The organism is Shewanella sp. FeAMO (assembly GCF_053653955.1).
This window is the reverse complement of the sequence record NZ_CM132201.1, coordinates 102,813-120,818: the sequence shown is the minus strand read 5'-3', so window position 1 is coordinate 120,818 and position 18,006 is coordinate 102,813. Positions and strand designations below refer to the sequence as shown.

Here is an 18,006-nt window from a genome sequence, read left to right as displayed (position 1 = left end):
GACAGAGTAAAAGATTGACCCGTGAATATTATCACCTTCCTGATGGGGGCCAAGATTTCCCCGGTACGCCCGGGAAAAGGCTTACAGGCCCCCAGCGAAGACCTGCCCAAGCTGCAGCAATACTATCGCCAGCATATACAGCCCAAGGCCAGTAAGTATGAAAGACTGAGGATCAAGAGCCTCAAGCAGTGCCGAACTAGGGTAGCCCTGTTTGTACTGACACTTGTGGTGACTCTGCTGCTGGTTTGGCACTATTGGTACGACCTTATGTACTACAGTTCCCTTGGCCCGGAAGCTTCGTTTGCCCTCGCCCTTACCCCGGTTTTGCTGATGTTTTTCTGGTGTAAGAAACCCATCAAGGCGTTTCAAACACAGGTTAAAAAAGATCTGTTCCCGCTGATCTTCCGCTATTTCGGCGACGACTTTACCTTTAGTCCCAACGATGGTTTACCTCTGCGACCATTTCGTGATGCCGGCATTTTGCCCAAGCACGACATAGCGCATTCCAGTGATTTTATTACCGGTAGCTATAAACAGGTCGAACTGGGGATCAGTGAATTAGTGCTGAAGTCAGAATATCGGGATAGCAAGAATAAGAAGCGTACCAGCGAGGTATTCAAGGGACTGGCCATGACCTTTACCGTGCCACAAAACTTCGGCTGCCATGCGGTATTGATCCGCGACCGCGGCCTGCTGGGGAAACTCTCCTCCAGCTATTCGGGGCTGAAGCAGATGAAGCTGGAAGATCCCGTGTTTGAAAAAGAGTTCGATGTCTTTGCCGACAATCAGATCAATGGCCGGGTGTTGATGAACCCCTTGTTTATGGAGCGTTTGCTGGATTTGAGCAAGAAGTTCGGCCGGGATCTGCGCTGCGCCTTCCACGGCAGGCAGCTGTTGATCCTGTTTCCCAGTAACAAGGATAGATTCGAGACCGCCTCCATCTTTGAGGGAGCCACCTTCGAAAAGGAGTTCAGCCAGATCCACAGTGAAATGCAGCAACTCTTTGCTATCATTGACATATTGAAACTGGAAACACGGGCGGGTAATCAGGCGTGAAGCACACTTCCGGCCAAGGACTCATCTCTTTGCTACTCTGGCTGCTGAGCTCGGCGCTGCCCTTTGCTGCGTTTGCCGGCACCGAGATACCTATGCCTTCGAAAGAGGCCACTATGGGTGAAGATTCTTCAGCTATAGGTAAAGTTCCCTCAGCTATAAGTAAAGAGCCTTCAGTCATGGGTGAAAAAACTTCAGCTGTGACTAAAGAGCCTTCGACCAAACCCCGTATAGTGGCGCGTTACTCCGAACACGGCATCAGTGACAGCAGTCTGCCGAAGCGTAAAGTCTATCAGTACCGCCAGGCCAACGGTGTGATGGCGTTCAGCGACAAGCCCCCTGGCAGCCAGGAATATCAGATCATTCTCTATGATTGTTTCGCCTGCCGACCGGACTCCAAGGTAAACTGGCAGGCAATCCCTCTGTTTGACAGTGACTATGCCGCCGAAATCGCCCTCGCCGCCCAAACTTACAATCTGGATCCTGCGCTAATCCGGGCGGTGATCCACGCCGAGTCGGCCTTCAACGCCAAGGCCCTGTCTCGTACCGGCGCTATGGGGCTGATGCAGTTGATGCCGGATACCGCCAAAGAGCTTGGTGTCAGCAACGCCTTTGTGGTATCACAGAATATCGATGCCGGTAGCCGCTATCTGGCGCAGATGCTGGCCCGTTTCGATGGCGATATGACCCGGGCGCTGGCGGCCTACAATGCCGGCCCTACCACAGTGACCCAATATCGCGGCGTGCCACCCTACCCGGAAACCCGCGCCTATGTGAAACGGGTGAAAATTTTGCTGGAGCGCTACCGCAATTTGAGCCGCGCCTGAGAGGCGCAACAACAAGGAAGTGAAGATGTTTAACCTCAAGTCCCTCGGCTTTTGTGCCTGTCTGCTGATGCCCTTTTCCACCGTAATAGCCTGTGATGACAGCCAACTTGGCCCGGTTCCCGCAACCGCCGAAGCGATAGCGGCAGTAAAGCAAGTCATGCAAAGCCACAAGGGCGAGCTAGACAACAGCATGAACGACGAGGAGATGCTGGATAAGGGCAGCCAACTGACCCGCACCATCTTCTGTGAGGCGGGCTACAGCCTCAAGGCCACTTGGGCCGCCTGGGCTCAGGACCAGTGGAACGAGCAGCCGGCTTACGATGGCCCCAACGGCATGGCACTGCGCAATATGATGAGTATCAGCGCCTATTTGATAGAGACCAATCCACAGCAGGCGCTGGCGCTAGGGCTCATAGATGAGGCGACGCTGGCCGAGCTGAAAGCACTGTCGGAATAATTCACCACAGCCGCTTGTCACCACAGTCGCTTGTCACCACAGTCGCTTAGACGCCGTAAAGGCCACTGTTAACAGGCCGGGCCGTTAGTACACAACTCGGTATCCGACTTAGTACCCAATTAATACCCAGTGACCCGGCCAACTGTTTTTATGATGGAACCAAGCTTACTCGCCCACTTCCCAGGAGACAGTGACGCTGCCGCCACCCTGATTGAGCCTGGGATGGAGCCAGGCCAGCAGCTCTTCGGCCTGGGTATCCAACTGCCATGGCGGGTTGATGACCCACAGACCCGCCGCCGTCATACCGAATTCATCCGAATCCGGCTTAATACTCTGCTCTATCCGTAACTGGCGCCGAATGCCGCTGTCTTTCAGCTTCGTCAGCATGGCTTCAGTCTGGGCCCGATTGACGACCGGATACCAGAGCAGATACACCCCGGTGGCAAACTTGCGATGAGCTTTTATCAGGGTATCGGCCACATCCTGATAGTCACTCTTGAGCTCATAGCTGGGATCCACCAGCACCAGTGCCCGACGCTCCAGTGGCGGCACGGCGGCCAACAGGCCCTGCAGACCGTCGCCGTGAACCAGCTTCACCTGACGGGCACCTTCAAAATACTCCTGCAGCAATTCGACATCGGTATTGTGCAGCTCGTGCAGCAGCATTCTGTCCTGCTCTCTAAGGTGCATATCCACTATCGCCGGAGATCCGGGATACCAGGCCAGCTCATCAGTGGCCTGCTCCTCGTTGCCTTCGTTGAAATGGCGCACCGCCTCCAGATAGGCTGTCATCGCCTGCGGCACACTCGTTTCCTGCCAGAGCTTGCCTATACCTTCCAGATATTCCCCTGTCTTTTGGGCGAAATCATCTTCCAGCGCATAGCCACCGGCACCGGCATGGGTATCGATATAAACCAAAGGTTTATCTTTCTTCTGCAACAAGCTCAGCGCCTGCAACAAGATGGAATGTTTGAGCACATCGGCATAGTTGCCGGCATGAAAACCGTGACGGTAGCTGAGCATGGGTTCCCCAATGACTGACGGGTAAATGACCGCGGCATTATAGCTGCTCTGCCTGCGAGTTGCAGCCGAACGTATTCAGTCAGGTTGGCATTTGGCATAATGGCGCCAATTCAGCCAAGGACTCAAACACAGTGAAGCAGCCAAGCCATAGCATTTATTTTGATACCCGGGAGCCGCGTCTGTGCGCCATTGCCGAGCGCTGGGGCCTGAAGCATTCAGAAGACTCTGTGTTTGCCTTGGGGTTTGAGCAGGAAATGCTGACCCTGTTCAAGCGTGACGAACCCAAGCTTGGCGGTATCTGTGTCGATTTTGTCGGCGGCGCCGTGGCCCACAGACGTAAGTTCGGCGGCGGCCGCGGCCAGGCCATAGCCAAGGCGGTCGGTCTCAAGCAAGGCGCCTGCCCCTCAGTGGTAGATGCCACGGCCGGTCTTGGCCGTGACGCCTTTGTACTGGCAAGCCTTGGCTGCCAAATGACGCTGATTGAACGCAATCCCTTGGTGGCGGCGCTACTGGAAGACGGTCTCAGCCGCGGTTATCAGGACAGCGAAATCGGCCCCTGGATGCAGCAAAGAATGACGCTGCTGCACGACTCCAGTCTGGAGGCGTTGAGCCAGATAAGTCTGCAACCGGATGTGGTCTATCTGGACCCCATGTATCCCCACAGAGACAAGTCGGCATTGGTAAAAAAAGAGATGCGGGTATTTCAGACCCTGGTCGGCGCCGATACCGATGCCGACGGCTTGCTGGCCCCGGCGTTGGCACTGGCGAGCAAGCGGGTAGTGGTCAAACGGCCGGACTACGCCGAAGACCTGGCCGGGGTTAAACCCAGCACTGTTATCGCCACCAAGAAAAACCGCTTCGATGTCTATGTCAAAGCAGCGATGAACTGAGTCGACAAGGAACATAGAGCCGCGCCATTTTGTGGCTCGCCGCATATTTTGCTCCGCACTTTTGGGCAAGACTTATCGGATCCGCCCCATAAACAGAGTTCAGGAAATATCACAATGCAGTTAAGGATGATGTTTGTATGTGTTTTGATGGGAATCTTTCTCTTTGGCAAACCAGCTATGGCCGCAAGCGCTAAGCCCGACACAGCTGCAGCCACAACTGCGGCGCACAAGCTGAACAGTTTGGATGAGGAGGGTCTGTCGCCACTGATGCGAGCTGTATTGGATGGCCAACTGGACTCGGTAAAGCAGCTGATTGCTCAGGGCGCTGACATCAACCTTGAGAACCCTGCCGGCTGGAATGCGCTGTTGATGTCACCCACTCCTGAGATGGCAAAGCTGCTGATTGAGCAAGGCGCCGATATTCACGCCAGTAGTCAAAATGGTTTCAACTCTCTGCTGGTTGCCGCCAAGTTGGGGGATCTGGCCCTGATCTCTTTTCTGCTTGAGAAAAATATCGATATTAACGCCTCAAACCAATATGGCTGGACGGCTCTGATGGTGGCCGTCGAGTTTGGCCATCAGCAGGCGATCTCTTTGCTGCTGGAGAACGGCGCCAATCTCGAACAAAAGAATAACGGCGGCTGGGGGTTACCGGAGATAGCGGCCCACAATAATCATCTGGATATCTTCAAGTCATTATTGAATAAAACCGGCCAGGTGCTCTCCAGGGAATATGCCGAAGAGATTTCCATCATTGCGCTCAAAAACGGTGCCACAGAGATTTTGGATTACCTGGTAAAACAGCAAAGAGTCACCCTTGGCAACAAGGAGCAGATGCTCAAGACGGCCGTGTCGGCCGGCAGCCTGGCTTCGGTTAAGTACCTGGTATCCAAGGGCGTCGACATCAATGCCCTACTGGTAATAAATGCCGAGCGCAGCAGTACACCGCTGATGATATCTGCGAATCGGGGCGACCTGGATATAGTGAAGTATCTGTTGGATAAGGGTGCGAAACTCGAGACCCAGGACACAGACGAAGTGACCGCTCTCGCTTACTCCGTGCGAGATGACAACCTAGAGGTTGTGCGCTATTTGGTGGCCAAGGGCGCCAATTTAAATGTCAAGGGAAGCTATAAAGAAACCCTGATGCATCAACTCGTGGGCACAGATGATGCCAAAGTCTTTAATTATCTGGTGGAGAGTGGTGCCGACATTAATCAAACCAACGACTCTGGCAACAGCCCCTTGTATTACGCAGCTTGGTTTGGCCAGCTGGATTATGTCACTACTCTGGTTCGCCACGGCGCCAATATCACCAAACAAGATATTGAGAGAGCCGTTATGAGTAGCCAACTGGAAATAACCAGACAATTACTCGACAACGCGCCGCCAGGCCTACTCACGGCTGAAACCTTGGTTGAGTTATTGTACTCGGCTGCGGGGAAAGAGAGCGTAGAGATGGTCAAACTACTGGTTGAAAGAGGCGCCGACATTAACGGGCATTCTGGGAGTCGCCAGGAAACCGCTTTAATGGCGGCATCAATGTACCGACACCCGGACACGGTCAAATACCTTATCGGCATCAATGTCGATGTGAATGCCAGAGATAGTGACGGCCGCCCGGCGTTGATGTACGCCGCCAATCCAATTCAAGGAGCAGGTGAAAAAAGCAATCTTGAGGTGGTAAAAGCCTTGGTTGAGTCAAAGGCTGACTTGACCTTGGTCAGCCACTCGGGGGAAACCATGCTGGAGCAGATGGTGAGAACCAGTGATATCCAGGACTTTAACTATGTTTTGAGCAAGCTCGGCGCTGACATACTTCCGCAGGGCCATAAGGCACTTAAGCGTGCTATCAGCTACCAAAAGCAGGAATTTATTGATTCCCTGTCCCAATATGGGATCAAGCCTCCGGTGGAACAATAACCCACATCATTGCGCTTGAGGAGGCTCTGCTATGCCAAGCCAGTGTTCAGCGGCAGGCACTTGTCAAAACCGCCCGTTTGAGTCAGCATCCATTTTGGTTGCAGCCTTGTGTGCTATGGGCGACAAAGATAGAGCGGCAACAAAGCCAGAACCGGTCAGTTAAGATACAGGGCGGCTGCGGCAATCTGGTTTGGCCGGAACTCAGGGAGGCATGATGCTTAGAACCATACGCGACTATCTCAGACTGCTGCTGTTCTTTGTGGGGGTGCTGGCGGGGATTCAGCTCCCCGGCTTTGTCGATCAATATGGCAAGAGCCTGCAGGCCCACCTGAGCGAGATCCAAACCCAATTGGCCGGGTTTCAGCGCGATGCCGACCGTTTCTTCGGTGGCGATCTGGATAAGCTTATCGCCCACTATGTGACCAACAAAGATCCGGTATTTACCTCCGGCGGCGACAAGCTCAACGCCATGGTAGAACGCCGCTCCGAGTTGCAGCAGGCCTTGGCCGATTTCCGCGAGAGTTTCTACAGCCCCTACCTGCAACTGGCGTTTGCGCCACAGGCGGATATCCGCCGCGAAGTGTGGGGCAACTACAGCCACAATATTCTACTCAAGGGCGATGCCATTGCCATTGGCCTGCTCAGTGGCCTGCTGCTCGCAGCCTCGGCCGAACTGCTGCTCAGCTTATGCTGGCTGGCGTTACGAACGCTGTTTCGGCGCCGGCCGGCTGCCGCCTGATTGCCCCTGTAGAATGTCTGTGTTTGTCCACTCCATTAACGGCTATGATGGTTTGTAATTCCCACTGAAAGGACAAATACCATGATTGCACAAGGTCAAGCTCTGCCGGATGCCACTCTGAGCCAACTCGGTAAAGAGGGCATGATCAACCACAAGGTTAAGGAACTGTTTGCCGGCAAGAAGGCCGTGCTGTTTGCAGTTCCAGGTGCTTTTACCCCCACCTGCTCTGAGGCTCACCTGCCGGGTTATGTGGTGCTGGCCGATGAACTCAAGGCCAAGGGCGTCGATATCATTGCCTGTGTGTCGGTCAACGATGCCTTTGTGATGAAAGCCTGGGGTGAAGCCCAAAACGCCGGTGAGATCATGATGTTGGCCGATGGTGATGGTGCCTTCACCAAGGCGCTGGGGCTGGAAATGGACACTGGCGCCTTCGGAGGCTTACGCTCGCAGCGCTATGCCATGGTGATAGACGATGGCGTGGTTTCTTTGTTGAATGTGGAAGCGCCCAAGACTTTCGAAGTCAGCAAGGCCGAAACCATACTGGCGAGCCTCTAATAGCGACTCAGGCGGCTTTAATGCCGAGATTCTGTTCTATCTCGGCGACACCTGCAGCCACCTGAGAGGCGATTGCCTGCCCCTGCTCTGAGGCGGTGATCGCCTGGCTGCGCAGCTGTTCCATGGCGCTGGAGAAGGATTGCAGATGCGCCAGCTGTGACTGGGCATACTCAGTACCCTGCTGAGTCCCACTCGCCATGGCAAAAGCCTGCTGTCTCACCTCCTGCGCCAGCTGTTTCAGGCTCTCGGCTCTCTGTCTCTGCCTGTCGGTCGCCTCGGCTATGCCATCCATACTCTGCCCCAGACTCTTGTTGGCATTGGTAAGCCGATTGAGAATGGCACCTATCTCATCGAGCGAGCTCTGGGTGCGACTGGAAAGGCTGCGCACCTCATCGGCCACCACGGCAAAGCCTCGGCCCTGCTCACCGGCACGGGCGGCTTCTATGGCGGCATTGAGCGCCAACAGATTTGTCTGCCCGGCGATATTGCCTATCACGTCGATAATTCCCGCCACAGCCGCCACTGAATCATCCAGACTGGCAAGCGCTTGATGACACTCGGCAACGGCGGTGCGGGTTGAATCTGTGGCTTCCAGCATCTGCTGCGCTTCGAGTTCACTCTGGTGCATCTGTTCGGCAGTATTGCCGGCACGGGTGGCCAGCGAAGCTGAGCTGTCACTCACCAGTCCGGCCAATTCACTGAGCTCCAGCGTTTGCTGCCGAGCCTGATCCACCACTTGTTGGGTCTCGCGGGTACTGCCGGCCATTTCACTGATTTTTTGCACCAGGGCCGATAGGCTTTGGGAGATACGCGCCAATTGCTGCCGCTGCTGTTCATCCTCGGACTCGAAACGATTCAGCAGAGCATTGAAATGGGCGGCTATCTGGCCGGTTTCACAGCGACGACTGATATTGAGGCGCTCGCGGGTATTGGACTCACTCAGCTGGCTGAAGGCGGTGTTGAGCAGCTGCAACGGCTTCACCACCCTGAGCTGCTGCAAAATCAAATAAGCCACGGCAAATAAGGCCAGCACCCCCAAAGCCAGATAGAGCCATAGCTGCAGCTCGTGTTTGAGCTTTTCGGTACGTTGTTGCTGCTCAGCAGCCATGGTCAGCAAGTTCTGCTGCAACTTGTGCATATCGGCGCGCAGCGCATCCTGCATCTGACGGTTATCCAACAGTTGCTGCTCGGTATTGGTCACTTCCTTGGCGTAGCGACTGCTGAGACTCAGAAGTTCGGCGCGGTAGCTCTCGCCTATCTCCTCACGCTCGGGTTCATCGTCACCCAGGGCAAATTCATCCGCCTCTACAGTGCGATAGAGACCAAGCAGTGGCAAGGCGCTGAGTCTGTCATGCCAGTCGGCCAACTGGGTTATGGTGCTGTCGAGGTAAGGCTTGAGTCTTTGCTCCCGTCCGAGCAGGTAATCCTGGGTCAGCTGTGACAACTGGTAAACCAGTGGCGGAAGCTCCCGACTGAGCTGCAAGTATTCATGCGCCACTTGTGGCGCCGTTGCCAGCCCTTGATCGCCGTAATCCGCCAGGCGCTTGTTGTTATCCAACATTTCGGTTTCGGCATGGGCCAACAGCTGCCTGGGATTTCCGGCCAACTTGCCGGCGGCGCGGTATTTGCCATCCAGAGCCGTCACCAATTGCGCCAGCTCCTGTGCCAACTGTGAATCTACCGGCAAACGGTCATGAATATCATTGAGCTGGGCTCTGGCTTGTTCCAATCGCCCTGCATCGCCACTGGCGAGATACTTATCCAGATTGGCACGGATATCCACCAAAAATTCTTGCTGCAAGCCTTGCAGCGTCTGGCTCTGCAGTTCTGCCTCTTGTCTCTGTTCACTGCTCCAGAGCACCAGTGAGGCGAGCAAGGCCGCCAACAAGAGCAACAACGCCGAAGCGCCGAGAGAAAGGGTGGAAATCTTCATGGCAAACTGCGCCCAATTGATTGAACTGAGCGCAGTTTATGACTGGAGCATGACAGTTGAATGACAATCGGCCATAAAGCGTATGGCGTGTTAATCTCTCGGCAACCACACCTGAGCGTGCAGCCCACCCTGGGGGCGATTGCTGAGAATGACCTTGCCCTGATGCCTGTCTATGATGCGTTTGATGATCGCCAGTCCCAACCCTGAGCCGACGCTGCCGCGGGCACTGTCACCTTGGGTAAAGGGCTGGAACAGCTTGGGGATCTGGCTCTCGGCAATACCCGGGCCATTGTCTTCCACACTGAAACCTATGCGGTGTTTTTCCACTTGGGAAGCGATACGGATCCAGCCGCGGCCATAGCGGAAGGCGTTTTCCACCAGATTGCCGATCACCCGCTTGATGGCCAGGCTCTGCATCGGCACTTCGGGGCACTCGGCCAGTACCAGCTCTATTTCACCGACTCTGTTGCTCTCGGCCTGGGCCACTTCGCGAATTAAACGGTTGATCTGTTCCGGCTCGCGAATGCTCTCCTGATCCTGGCGGATATAGGCGATAAACTGATTGATGATGGCATCCATGTCTTCAATGTCTTTGACTATGCCCTCCTGCAGGTAGGCATCGTCGTCCACCATCATCTCGGAAGCCAGACGAATTCGGGTCAGGGGTGTTCTAAGGTCGTGGGAAATCCCCGCCATCAGCAGCGCCCTGTCCTGCTCCAGCTGTTTCATACTCTGGGACATACGGTTGAAGGCATTGGTCACTTCGACGAGCTCACTGGAGCCGGTCAACGGCAGCGGGTCAGGGAAATTGCCTCTGGAAACTGAGATAGCCGCCTTTTGCAGCCGCCGCAGCGGCCGGTTCTGTTGCCGGGCAAACCACCAACCACCGGCGACACTCAAGGCGCCTATCACCAGCAGATAGAGGTTAAGGGGCGACAGGGCATTTTCGTTCCAGCCATTGAGGGGAACCTTGATCCAGATGGAAGGGGCCTGAGGCGGGCGGATCCAGATCTGCAGCAGATTGCTCTGGGCAATACGCACTTCGGCCGGGCCGCCGAGATATTCCGACATCTGCGCCGACAGGAAGCCATAGTAGGTCGCCCGCTCGATACCGGCTTCCCTGGCCTGTTTCTGGTTATAGACATGCATGCCATCGTCGCGCACCTTGGCATTGAGGGCATCCACTATGGTGAGGTGTTCACGGCCCACCTCAACCCCATCGACAAACAACAGATTGATCTGGCGGGCGATAAGCTGGTTGATCTGCTGGTAGCTGGGCTTAATGAAATAAACCGTCACAGTCAAATAGGAGACCAGCTGATTGATCAGCAGCAGGCAGCCTATCAGCATGACTGTTTGGCTGAAGGCACTCCTGGGCAACAGGCGTTGCCACCAGCGCAGCTTCATTTACGGGCGGCACCATCTGGCACAAACACGTACCCCAGGCCCCAAACCGTTTGGATATAGCGCGGGTTGGCGGGATCCTTTTCAATCAGCCGCCTAAGCCGGGAAACCTGAACGTCGATGGAGCGCTCCAACGCCGAATAGTCGCGGCCACGGGCCAGATTCATCAGCTTGTCGCGGGACAAGGGCTCCCTAGGGTGGGTCACCAACACCTTGAGTACGGCAAATTCACCACTGGTGAGGGCGATGGACTCTTCGTTGTGGTACATCTCGCGGGTAGCCAGGTTGAGGCTGAACTCGCCGAAGCTGACCATCTCTTCCTGCTGCGAAGGCGCACCGGGGATCTCCTGCACCTGACGGCGCATCACCGCCTTGATCCGTGCCAGCAATTCTCTGGGGTTGAAGGGTTTTGGCAGATAGTCATCGGCGCCGAGCTCCAGGCCTATGATGCGGTCGACTTCATCGCCCTTGGCGGTCAGCATTACTATCGGCAGTGGGTTGCCCTGTTGTCGCAGGCGGCGACAGATGGACAGGCCATCTTCTCCCGGCAACATAAGGTCAAGCACCAGCAGGTGAAAGTTCTCCCGCTCCAGCAAGCGATCCATCTGCTCGGCATTGGCGGCGCTGCGTACCTGATAGCCTTGTTCCATCAGATAGCGCTCCAGCAAGGCCCGCAGCCTCATATCATCATCGACAACCAGAATCTTGGAGGTTTCTTGTCCCATGGGCTATTCCTCGAGTGCCAAGCCTGAAACTTGCACAATAGTATCTGAAAAAGTGGCCAAATATCTTAAATTTAGCCATTTTGATACCAAAAATCACCCGAGACTTTGTAACAGTAGTTGATCTTCTGTTGCACCTCAGTGAGAACGGGCCAAATCGGCGGCCGTGAGGCTGACCCCTTTGATCTGGGCGAAGAGCGACATGCCGGGCTTCAACGCCAGCTCCTCAAGGGCCCAGCGGGTAATATTGGCCCACAGCGGCATACCCGCCAGCCTCAGTCTTAGCTGCACATAGTCGCGGCTGTCGACCCGGCTCACCTCTTCCAGGGTTACCGGCAGGATGTTGCGAATACTACTGCCGCTCGGCACCTGCAGGCACACAGAGACCTGGTTGCTGTGAACCCGCACCCGTATCGGCTTATCCTGTTTGGGCAACAGTTCATTGACCCACAAGCTGTTGCCGTCAGCAAGCTGCAAACGTGTCATGGCATATTCGGGATGACTCTCGGCCACAGTGGCATACAGCAAGGAGCTTTGTTCCTGAGCACTGAGCCAGGGTCTCAGCTCGTCACTGTCCCACACCTGTTCCAGCGGGCCGCTGAGGACGCAGCGGCCCTTGTCCAGCACCAGCATCTGATCCGCCAGTTGCAGAATTTCATCCAGACTGTGGCTGACATAGATAATCGGCAGCTTAAGTTCGGCGGTGAGCCTCTGTAAGTAGGGCAACAGCTCGCGCTTGCGCGGCAAGTCGAGCGATGCCAGCGGTTCATCCATCAAGAGGATCTCTGGGCGGGTCAGCAAGGCCCGGCCTATGGCGACCCGCTGCTTTTCCCCACCGGAGAGAGTGAAGGGAAAACGATCGAGCAGTTTCTCCAGCCCCAAGAGTTGTACCACGGTATCAAACTCGCGACTGTCTTTATCCTTGCGGCCATAATTGAGATTGCCGCGCACCCGATAGTGGGGAAACAACCTGGCATCCTGAAACACAAAGCCGGCGTTACGCCGCTCAGGTGGCAAGTTGATCTTCTTCTCTTTATGAAACAACCAGCGCTCTCCCAAGCGGATCTCACCGGCATCCGGCGTTGCCAGGCCACCGAGAATATTGACCAGCGAGGTCTTGCCGGCGCCCGAGCGGCCAAAGACGGCGCTGACCCCGGAGAGAGGTAATTCTGTGTCCACATCCAGTAGGGTTTGCCCCAGCTGTTGCCTGATAGCTATTTTCAGCATTGTCCCAGCGTCCTCTGTTGCGCCCGCTTGCTGAGCCATTGGGAAGCTATCAGCGAGGCCAGTGAAATTAATATCGCAATCACACACAGCCTGGCGGCCTGGGCTTCGGCGCCCGGGGTCTCGATAAAGGAGTACATGGCCAAGGGAATGGTGCGGGTTTCACCGGGTATGTTGGAAACAAAGGTAATGGTGGAGCCAAACTCCCCGAGGCTGCGGGCAAAGGCCAGCACCATGCCCGAGACTATGCCGGGTGCGGTCAGCGGCAAGCTAATGGTGAAGAAGACCTTGAGCCGGCCGGCGCCCAAGGTGCGCGCCGCCTGCTCCAGACGCACATCCACCCCTTCGAGCGCCTGACGAATGGCACGAACCATTAACGGGAATGACACCACCGCAGCTGCCAGTGCGGCGCCGCGCCAGCTGAAACTAAAGCTGAAGCCAAAAGTGTCATAGAGCCAGCCACCGAGAAAACCGCTGCGGCCCATGGAGACCAGCAACAAATACCCTATGACCACAGGTGGCAGCACCAGTGGCAGATGGATCAGGCTATCGAGCACAGACTTGCCGGGGAACTCCAGCCGCGCCAGCACCCAGGCACACAAAATGCCGAGCGGCAGGCTGCAGAGCACGGCCACAGTGGACACCTTGAGACTGAGCAGCAAGGCGGCCACTTCATAGTCGGTCAACAAGCTCAAAGTCAGGATCTCAGTTTACGCCGAAGCCGTATTTGGCAAATACCGCCTTGGCAGCGTCGGACTGCAGGAATTGATAGAAACCTTCGGCGCCTTTGCTGTGCTCTTTACCCACCAGCGCCATGGGATAGCTGATTGGCTTGTGAGTCTCTTGGGGGAATACCGCCAGCTGTTTTACCCCTTTGGCCACTTTGGCATCTGTGGAATAGACAATCCCCAGAGATGACTCGCCGCGTTCGACCAACGCCAAGGCGCCGCGAACACTATTGGCTCTGGCCAGCAGAGGTTCGGCCTGTTGCCACAAAGCTAAATTTTCCAGCGCCTGCTTGGCATAGCGACCGGCCGGCACATGATCTGGATCGCCAACCGCCATCCGACTGTTACCCAATGCCTGTTTGAGATCCCAGGAAGCCGAGATTTCAACCTGGTTCAGCGCACTGCTTTTCGGCGCGATCAGCACCAGAGTGTTACGCAGCAGAGTGACCCGGCTACCAGCGTCGATGGCCTTGTTTTCATCGAGATAGTCCATCCATTTCTGGTTAGCCGACAGAAACAGCTCAGCGGGCGCACCTTGGGCAATCTGGCGAGCCAGCGTCGAAGAGGAAGCAAAAGAGAACACGGTTTCAGTGTCATGCTTGCGGTCATATTCGGCGCCCAGTTCATTCATGGCATTGGTGAGTGAGGCGGCGGCAAAGACGGTGACTTTTTCCTTGGCACTGACGTTAAAGGCCAACAACAGCCCCAGAGCCAGGCTCAGGGCAGGACGGAACAGGGACTTCATAACGACTCCTTGATGAGATATATGCACTATTTTGACACTGCCAACGTTATATACATAGTTATATAACGATAAGCAAGCCTGTGATCGTCAGTGAGTGATCCCTGTGGTCTTTATCAACGCAATAAGGGAGAATAACCCCGACACTGATAAGGAATACGCCATGGATCTCAAAGCCCTGTTGACTCTCAACAATGCCGATAAACTGTTTGCCAATCCCAAACGAATTGCGCTGTTGAAACAGATACGCATTACCGGCTCCATCAGCCAGGGAGCCAAACAGGCAGGCATCAGTTACAAGGCGGCCTGGGATGCGGTCAACGACATGAATCTGCAAGCCCCTCAGCCTGTGGTCAGCAGTGAAAAGGGTGGTAAAGGCGGTGGCGGCGCCAAGTTGACCGAGTTTGGCGAGCGTCTGCTGAAGCTCTACGAACTGATGGATCAGATGCAGGACATGGTGCTCAAGGCGCTGTTGGATGCGGCCGTACCCATGGATAACCTGCTGGATCTGATGGCACACTTCTCGCTCAAGACCAGCGCCCGCAATCAACTGGCCGGTGAAGTTATTGCGCTCAAGGATGATTCTCTCAATGACAATGTCAGGGTCAAGTTGGCCGGTGGACAGGAGATAGATGCCGCCATCACCCATGCCAGCACTGACAAACTGGGGTTGCATATCGGCAAGAAGGTATTGCTGCTGTTCAAGGCTCCCGCTGTCAGTATCCACTCGCTGCAGCAGCCCCTCAGCAGTGGCAACCGCCTCAAAGGCCAGTTGTTGCAAATCAAACGCGATACCCAGCGCAGCGAAATTACCCTGGATATCGGCGGCAACGACCGCCTCTACGCTTCGGTATGTAACGACAGCATTGAGGGCTTGCCATTGGCTCTGGGCGATCATCTACAAGCCTGCTTCGAGCCGGGGCAGACACTCATCGCCTGTGTTAAATGACAAACAAAGGCATCCTGTTTATCCCATTGGCAAGAAGGCGCACTTGCAAGCACGCCTGAGTTCTGTAAATCTTCTGCATTATTGGCATCGGCGCCTGGCGCCATCAGCAGTTGACCGAATAAATCGATGAAAGCCCATTTGATTACCCGTAAGGGCTGGGAAGCCCTGGATAAAGAACTCAAATACCTGTGGAAGGAATACCGCCCCGAGATCACCCTAAAAGTGCAAGAGGCCGCGGCCCAGGGCGATCGCTCCGAAAACGCAGATTACACCTACAACAAACGCTTGTTGCGGCAGATAGATCGCCGAATCCGCTATCTGGTTAAACGCTTGGAAGAGTTGAAGATTGTTGACTACTCACCGCAGCAGGAAGGAAAGGTGTTCTTCGGTGCTTGGGTCGAACTGGAAAATGACCAGGGCACTGTGGTGCGCTACCGGATTGTCGGCAAGGACGAGATAGACACTAAGAAAGGCTATATCACTATAGATTCCCCTATGGCCAGGGCCCTCATAGGTAAACAGGTTGACGATGAAGTTCAGGTGCAAACGCCATCAGGGGTCAAAGAGTGGTACATCAATGTGATCCAATACCAAGCGTTTGAAACAGAAACGCCAGAATAATCTCAATTTAACATTTTGTTATTGATAAAAATCCCTTGAAAAGGGTAGACTCCACCTGTTTGGCTCGAAGATGTGCAGGGAGATGCCTGCCGGGCCAGATTATTCAGCTTTCAACAAAGGAACAAGGAAGTGCAGACTCTCAGCAAATCCGATAAGAGTTATGGCGTAGCCGTGTGTCTTTCAGGCATTTTCGGCATCTTGGGCATACATCACTTTTACTGTGGCCGTATACTCCATGGCCTGTTCGATCTCGGTCTGGCAATAGTAGGTATTACGCTTATTTCAACCGACGAACCTACGTTGGTATTCACCGGAATGGCGGTACTTGCAGTCGATATTATCCACACTGTGATAGTCACTTTTATGTTACTGGTGGGAAGCTACAAAGATGGGCAGGGTAAGCTGATCACTTACCCGGGACAAAAGTTAACTTAAGGACAAACAATGACAATCGAAAATGAGCAACTGAGCGACAAGGGTTTCGTTCCCACTCTGCTGCTGTGCTTCTTCCTGGGTGGCTTCGGCGTACACCGTTTTTACACCGGCAAAATCGGCACTGGTCTGCTGATGTTGGTGACTCTGGGTGGCCTGGGTATCTGGACTCTGATCGACTTCGTTCGTATCGCCATCGGTAGTTTCCGTGACTCCGAAGGCCGACTGATCAAGTCAGCCTGATCCCTGAATGCCAGTGGTGCAAACCACTGGCATCCATACTCACTCCTGCGAAAGCACTCTTCCCTTACTTAGCATCTCTTCCGCTTCCTGGCGTTCTTGCTCCCTTTGTGCCTGGGTGGTACATCTTCTGATCGGCATTCTTGAACCTGTCACTGTGACTTTTTCACAGCGGTAACCATCACTGCGCTCCACATCTGCTTGAGCCTGCTGCGTTTCATTAGTACTGCTGCAAGCTCCCAGACAAAGCACCATAACCGCTGCGGGAATACATCCTTTCATTAACTTTTTCCTGTAAATTCTGCTGTCATTGCCAAACTACACAATTAATCGACAAGCAACAATTACGTTTCATTTGTTAAACAATGACAAAGATACAAATTGGCGCGGCTTATTCGTTGCCAAAGCATCGACTATTTCGGCTATAGCGCGTTTTATCTGAATCTTGGCCCCAAAACCAAAGATCCATTTTTTAACATAAGTTGCGCGCCAAACCGGCATGGATACAAAGTGTCACATGGCAAAACTAAAATCCGCATGATGACAGTTTCACCCAAGAGGAATCTTATGACCCGCTTACTGATACTACTGCTGTGGCTGTTGCCTGTAGGCATAATGGCTGCACCATTTTCCGGTGAGTTGTTAATAGACAAGGCTTGTCCGCTGTTTCAATCGAAGAACAAGGGCACTAATCCCGGGCAGCTTTACAGCAGCCCAGGGCAGAGACTGGTGATAGTTGAGCGCCTCGGCCAAGACTCTCCCTCTTGGTTCAGGGTCAAGACCTCGGCGGTGCAATCACCACTGCGCTGGATTGCCGCTGATTGTGGCCAACTGCAAGCAGGCGCAATGCCAACTGAACCTCAAACCAAAAACGCCTGCAACCTGGCCGACAAATACGATAGCCATCTGCTGGCTCTGTCGTGGCAAAACGCCTTTTGCGAGTCAAGAGGTTCAAGTAAGGCCGAATGTCGCAGCCAGAGCGCCGATCGCTTCGATGCCAGTCATTTCAGCTTGCATGGCTTATGGCCCAATAAGCGTTCCTGCGGTATCAGCTATGGCTATTGCGGCAAGGTCAAACACAAGCCCGATAACTTCTGCGATTATCCCGCCATTGAGTTGAGTGAAGCCTTATCCCAACGCCTGGGGCGCGTGATGCCCAGTCACGCCTATGGCAGCTGCCTGGAGCGGCACGAATGGTGGAAACACGGCAGCTGCCGGGATGAAAGTGCCGAAGCTTATTTTTCATTGGCACTCAGGCTAACGACAGAGGTGAATCAGGCAACGCCCTTGCTTAATCTGCTGCAGCAAAATATCGGCGCAAAAATAGCGACCGCTTCTTTGAGACAAGCGTTTCAGCAGAGCTTCGGCCCAGAGAGCAACCACAAGCTGAGTCTTAAATGCCACCAGGGCATGCTGACCGAAATTCAACTCAGCCTTCCAGCCAAGATAGATAACAGCAATCTGAAGGCGCTGCTGGAGCAGGCGCCCAGAATTGCCCCAGGCAACTGTGGCAACTATATGCTCATCGATGCCGCCAACTGAGA

At 54.6% G+C, this 18,006-nt stretch carries 20 protein-coding genes; 12 read left to right on the top strand and 8 right to left on the bottom strand.

Annotated features, from left to right (window positions below; translation table 11 throughout):
- The first annotated feature begins 21 nt into the window (after positions 1-21).
- From ACWAU4_RS00565 to ACWAU4_RS00555, 3 genes are all read left to right on the top strand, one after another.
- Positions 22-1,056 (top strand): DUF3137 domain-containing protein, encoded by a 1,035-nt coding sequence (locus ACWAU4_RS00565; RefSeq protein WP_208125357.1) that lies wholly within the window; start codon positions 22-24, stop codon positions 1,054-1,056.
- A gap of 176 nt (positions 1,057-1,232) precedes the next feature.
- Positions 1,233-1,880, top strand: coding sequence for a lytic transglycosylase domain-containing protein (locus tag ACWAU4_RS00560; protein ID WP_243756862.1), 648 nt, complete (start codon positions 1,233-1,235; stop codon positions 1,878-1,880).
- A 25-nt stretch (positions 1,881-1,905) separates the two neighbouring features.
- The gene (locus ACWAU4_RS00555; RefSeq protein ID WP_044733421.1) at positions 1,906-2,337 is read left to right on the top strand and encodes a hypothetical protein; all 432 of its coding nucleotides are present in this window, start codon (positions 1,906-1,908) and stop codon (positions 2,335-2,337) included.
- A 165-nt stretch (positions 2,338-2,502) separates the two neighbouring features.
- Here the strand turns inward: ACWAU4_RS00555 and ACWAU4_RS00550 are convergent, their stop codons facing one another.
- On the bottom strand, positions 2,503-3,360 hold the full coding sequence (locus ACWAU4_RS00550; RefSeq protein ID WP_025010798.1) for a 23S rRNA (adenine(2030)-N(6))-methyltransferase RlmJ: 858 nt from the start codon (positions 3,358-3,360) through the stop codon (positions 2,503-2,505).
- A gap of 131 nt (positions 3,361-3,491) precedes the next feature.
- On the opposite strand from ACWAU4_RS00550, the gene ACWAU4_RS00545 reads away from it, so the two are divergent.
- From ACWAU4_RS00545 to ACWAU4_RS00530, 4 genes are all read left to right on the top strand, one after another.
- Positions 3,492-4,250 (top strand): class I SAM-dependent methyltransferase, encoded by a 759-nt coding sequence (locus ACWAU4_RS00545; RefSeq protein WP_071237275.1) that lies wholly within the window; start codon positions 3,492-3,494, stop codon positions 4,248-4,250.
- Positions 4,251-4,427: 177 nt separating this feature from the next.
- The gene (locus ACWAU4_RS00540) at positions 4,428-6,173 is read left to right on the top strand and encodes an ankyrin repeat domain-containing protein (RefSeq protein ID WP_208125356.1); all 1,746 of its coding nucleotides are present in this window, start codon (positions 4,428-4,430) and stop codon (positions 6,171-6,173) included.
- A 211-nt stretch (positions 6,174-6,384) separates the two neighbouring features.
- On the top strand, positions 6,385-6,912 hold the full coding sequence (locus ACWAU4_RS00535; protein WP_454290405.1) for a DUF2937 family protein: 528 nt from the start codon (positions 6,385-6,387) through the stop codon (positions 6,910-6,912).
- Positions 6,913-6,993: 81 nt separating this feature from the next.
- Positions 6,994-7,467: a peroxiredoxin gene (locus ACWAU4_RS00530; RefSeq protein WP_028780860.1), complete on the top strand. Its 474-nt coding sequence runs from the start codon at positions 6,994-6,996 to the stop codon at positions 7,465-7,467.
- Between the two features lie 7 nt (positions 7,468-7,474).
- Here ACWAU4_RS00530 and ACWAU4_RS00525 read toward each other — a convergent pair whose 3' ends face one another.
- The 6 genes from ACWAU4_RS00525 to modA all read right to left on the bottom strand — a co-directional run bounded on the left by ACWAU4_RS00525 (position 7,475) and on the right by modA (position 14,223).
- Entirely contained in the window at positions 7,475-9,400 is a 1,926-nt protein-coding gene (locus ACWAU4_RS00525) for a methyl-accepting chemotaxis protein (protein ID WP_454290404.1), read from the bottom strand.
- Between the two features lie 90 nt (positions 9,401-9,490).
- On the bottom strand, positions 9,491-10,807 hold the full coding sequence (gene envZ, locus ACWAU4_RS00520; protein ID WP_044733425.1) for a two-component system sensor histidine kinase EnvZ: 1,317 nt from the start codon (positions 10,805-10,807) through the stop codon (positions 9,491-9,493).
- A complete protein-coding gene (gene ompR, locus ACWAU4_RS00515) occupies positions 10,804-11,529 on the bottom strand; it encodes an osmolarity response regulator transcription factor OmpR (protein WP_025010803.1) in 726 nt (241 codons plus the stop codon). Before ompR ends, envZ begins: the two co-directional genes overlap by 4 nt.
- Before the next feature lie 135 nt (positions 11,530-11,664).
- Positions 11,665-12,753, bottom strand: a complete 1,089-nt coding sequence (gene modC / locus ACWAU4_RS00510; RefSeq protein ID WP_208125355.1) for a molybdenum ABC transporter ATP-binding protein ModC — start codon at positions 12,751-12,753, stop codon at positions 11,665-11,667.
- Positions 12,747-13,439, bottom strand: a complete 693-nt coding sequence (modB, locus tag ACWAU4_RS00505; RefSeq protein ID WP_044733466.1) for a molybdate ABC transporter permease subunit — start codon at positions 13,437-13,439, stop codon at positions 12,747-12,749. The genes modC and modB overlap by 7 nt, the downstream gene beginning before the upstream one ends.
- A 16-nt stretch (positions 13,440-13,455) precedes the next feature.
- On the bottom strand, positions 13,456-14,223 hold the full coding sequence (modA, locus tag ACWAU4_RS00500; RefSeq protein WP_071237269.1) for a molybdate ABC transporter substrate-binding protein: 768 nt from the start codon (positions 14,221-14,223) through the stop codon (positions 13,456-13,458).
- Positions 14,224-14,383: 160 nt separating this feature from the next.
- Between modA and ACWAU4_RS00495 the strand changes: the two genes are divergently transcribed.
- From ACWAU4_RS00495 to ACWAU4_RS00480, 4 genes are all read left to right on the top strand, one after another.
- On the top strand, positions 14,384-15,169 hold the full coding sequence (locus ACWAU4_RS00495; RefSeq protein WP_025010805.1) for a TOBE domain-containing protein: 786 nt from the start codon (positions 14,384-14,386) through the stop codon (positions 15,167-15,169).
- 126 nt (positions 15,170-15,295) lie between these two features.
- A complete protein-coding gene (gene greB, locus ACWAU4_RS00490; RefSeq protein ID WP_025888206.1) occupies positions 15,296-15,790 on the top strand; it encodes a transcription elongation factor GreB in 495 nt (164 codons plus the stop codon).
- 129 nt (positions 15,791-15,919) lie between these two features.
- Positions 15,920-16,225, top strand: coding sequence for an NINE protein (locus ACWAU4_RS00485; protein ID WP_025010806.1), 306 nt, complete (start codon positions 15,920-15,922; stop codon positions 16,223-16,225).
- 9 nt (positions 16,226-16,234) lie between these two features.
- The gene (locus ACWAU4_RS00480) at positions 16,235-16,465 is read left to right on the top strand and encodes a TM2 domain-containing protein (protein WP_025010807.1); all 231 of its coding nucleotides are present in this window, start codon (positions 16,235-16,237) and stop codon (positions 16,463-16,465) included.
- Between the two features lie 39 nt (positions 16,466-16,504).
- On the opposite strand, the gene ACWAU4_RS00475 is transcribed toward ACWAU4_RS00480, so the two are convergent.
- Positions 16,505-16,744, bottom strand: a complete 240-nt coding sequence (locus ACWAU4_RS00475; protein ID WP_093981636.1) for a hypothetical protein — start codon at positions 16,742-16,744, stop codon at positions 16,505-16,507.
- Positions 16,745-17,029: 285 nt separating this feature from the next.
- On the opposite strand from ACWAU4_RS00475, the gene ACWAU4_RS00470 reads away from it, so the two are divergent.
- Positions 17,030-18,004, top strand: a complete 975-nt coding sequence (locus ACWAU4_RS00470; protein WP_208125354.1) for a ribonuclease T2 family protein — start codon at positions 17,030-17,032, stop codon at positions 18,002-18,004.
- Positions 18,005-18,006 lie beyond the last annotated feature (2 nt).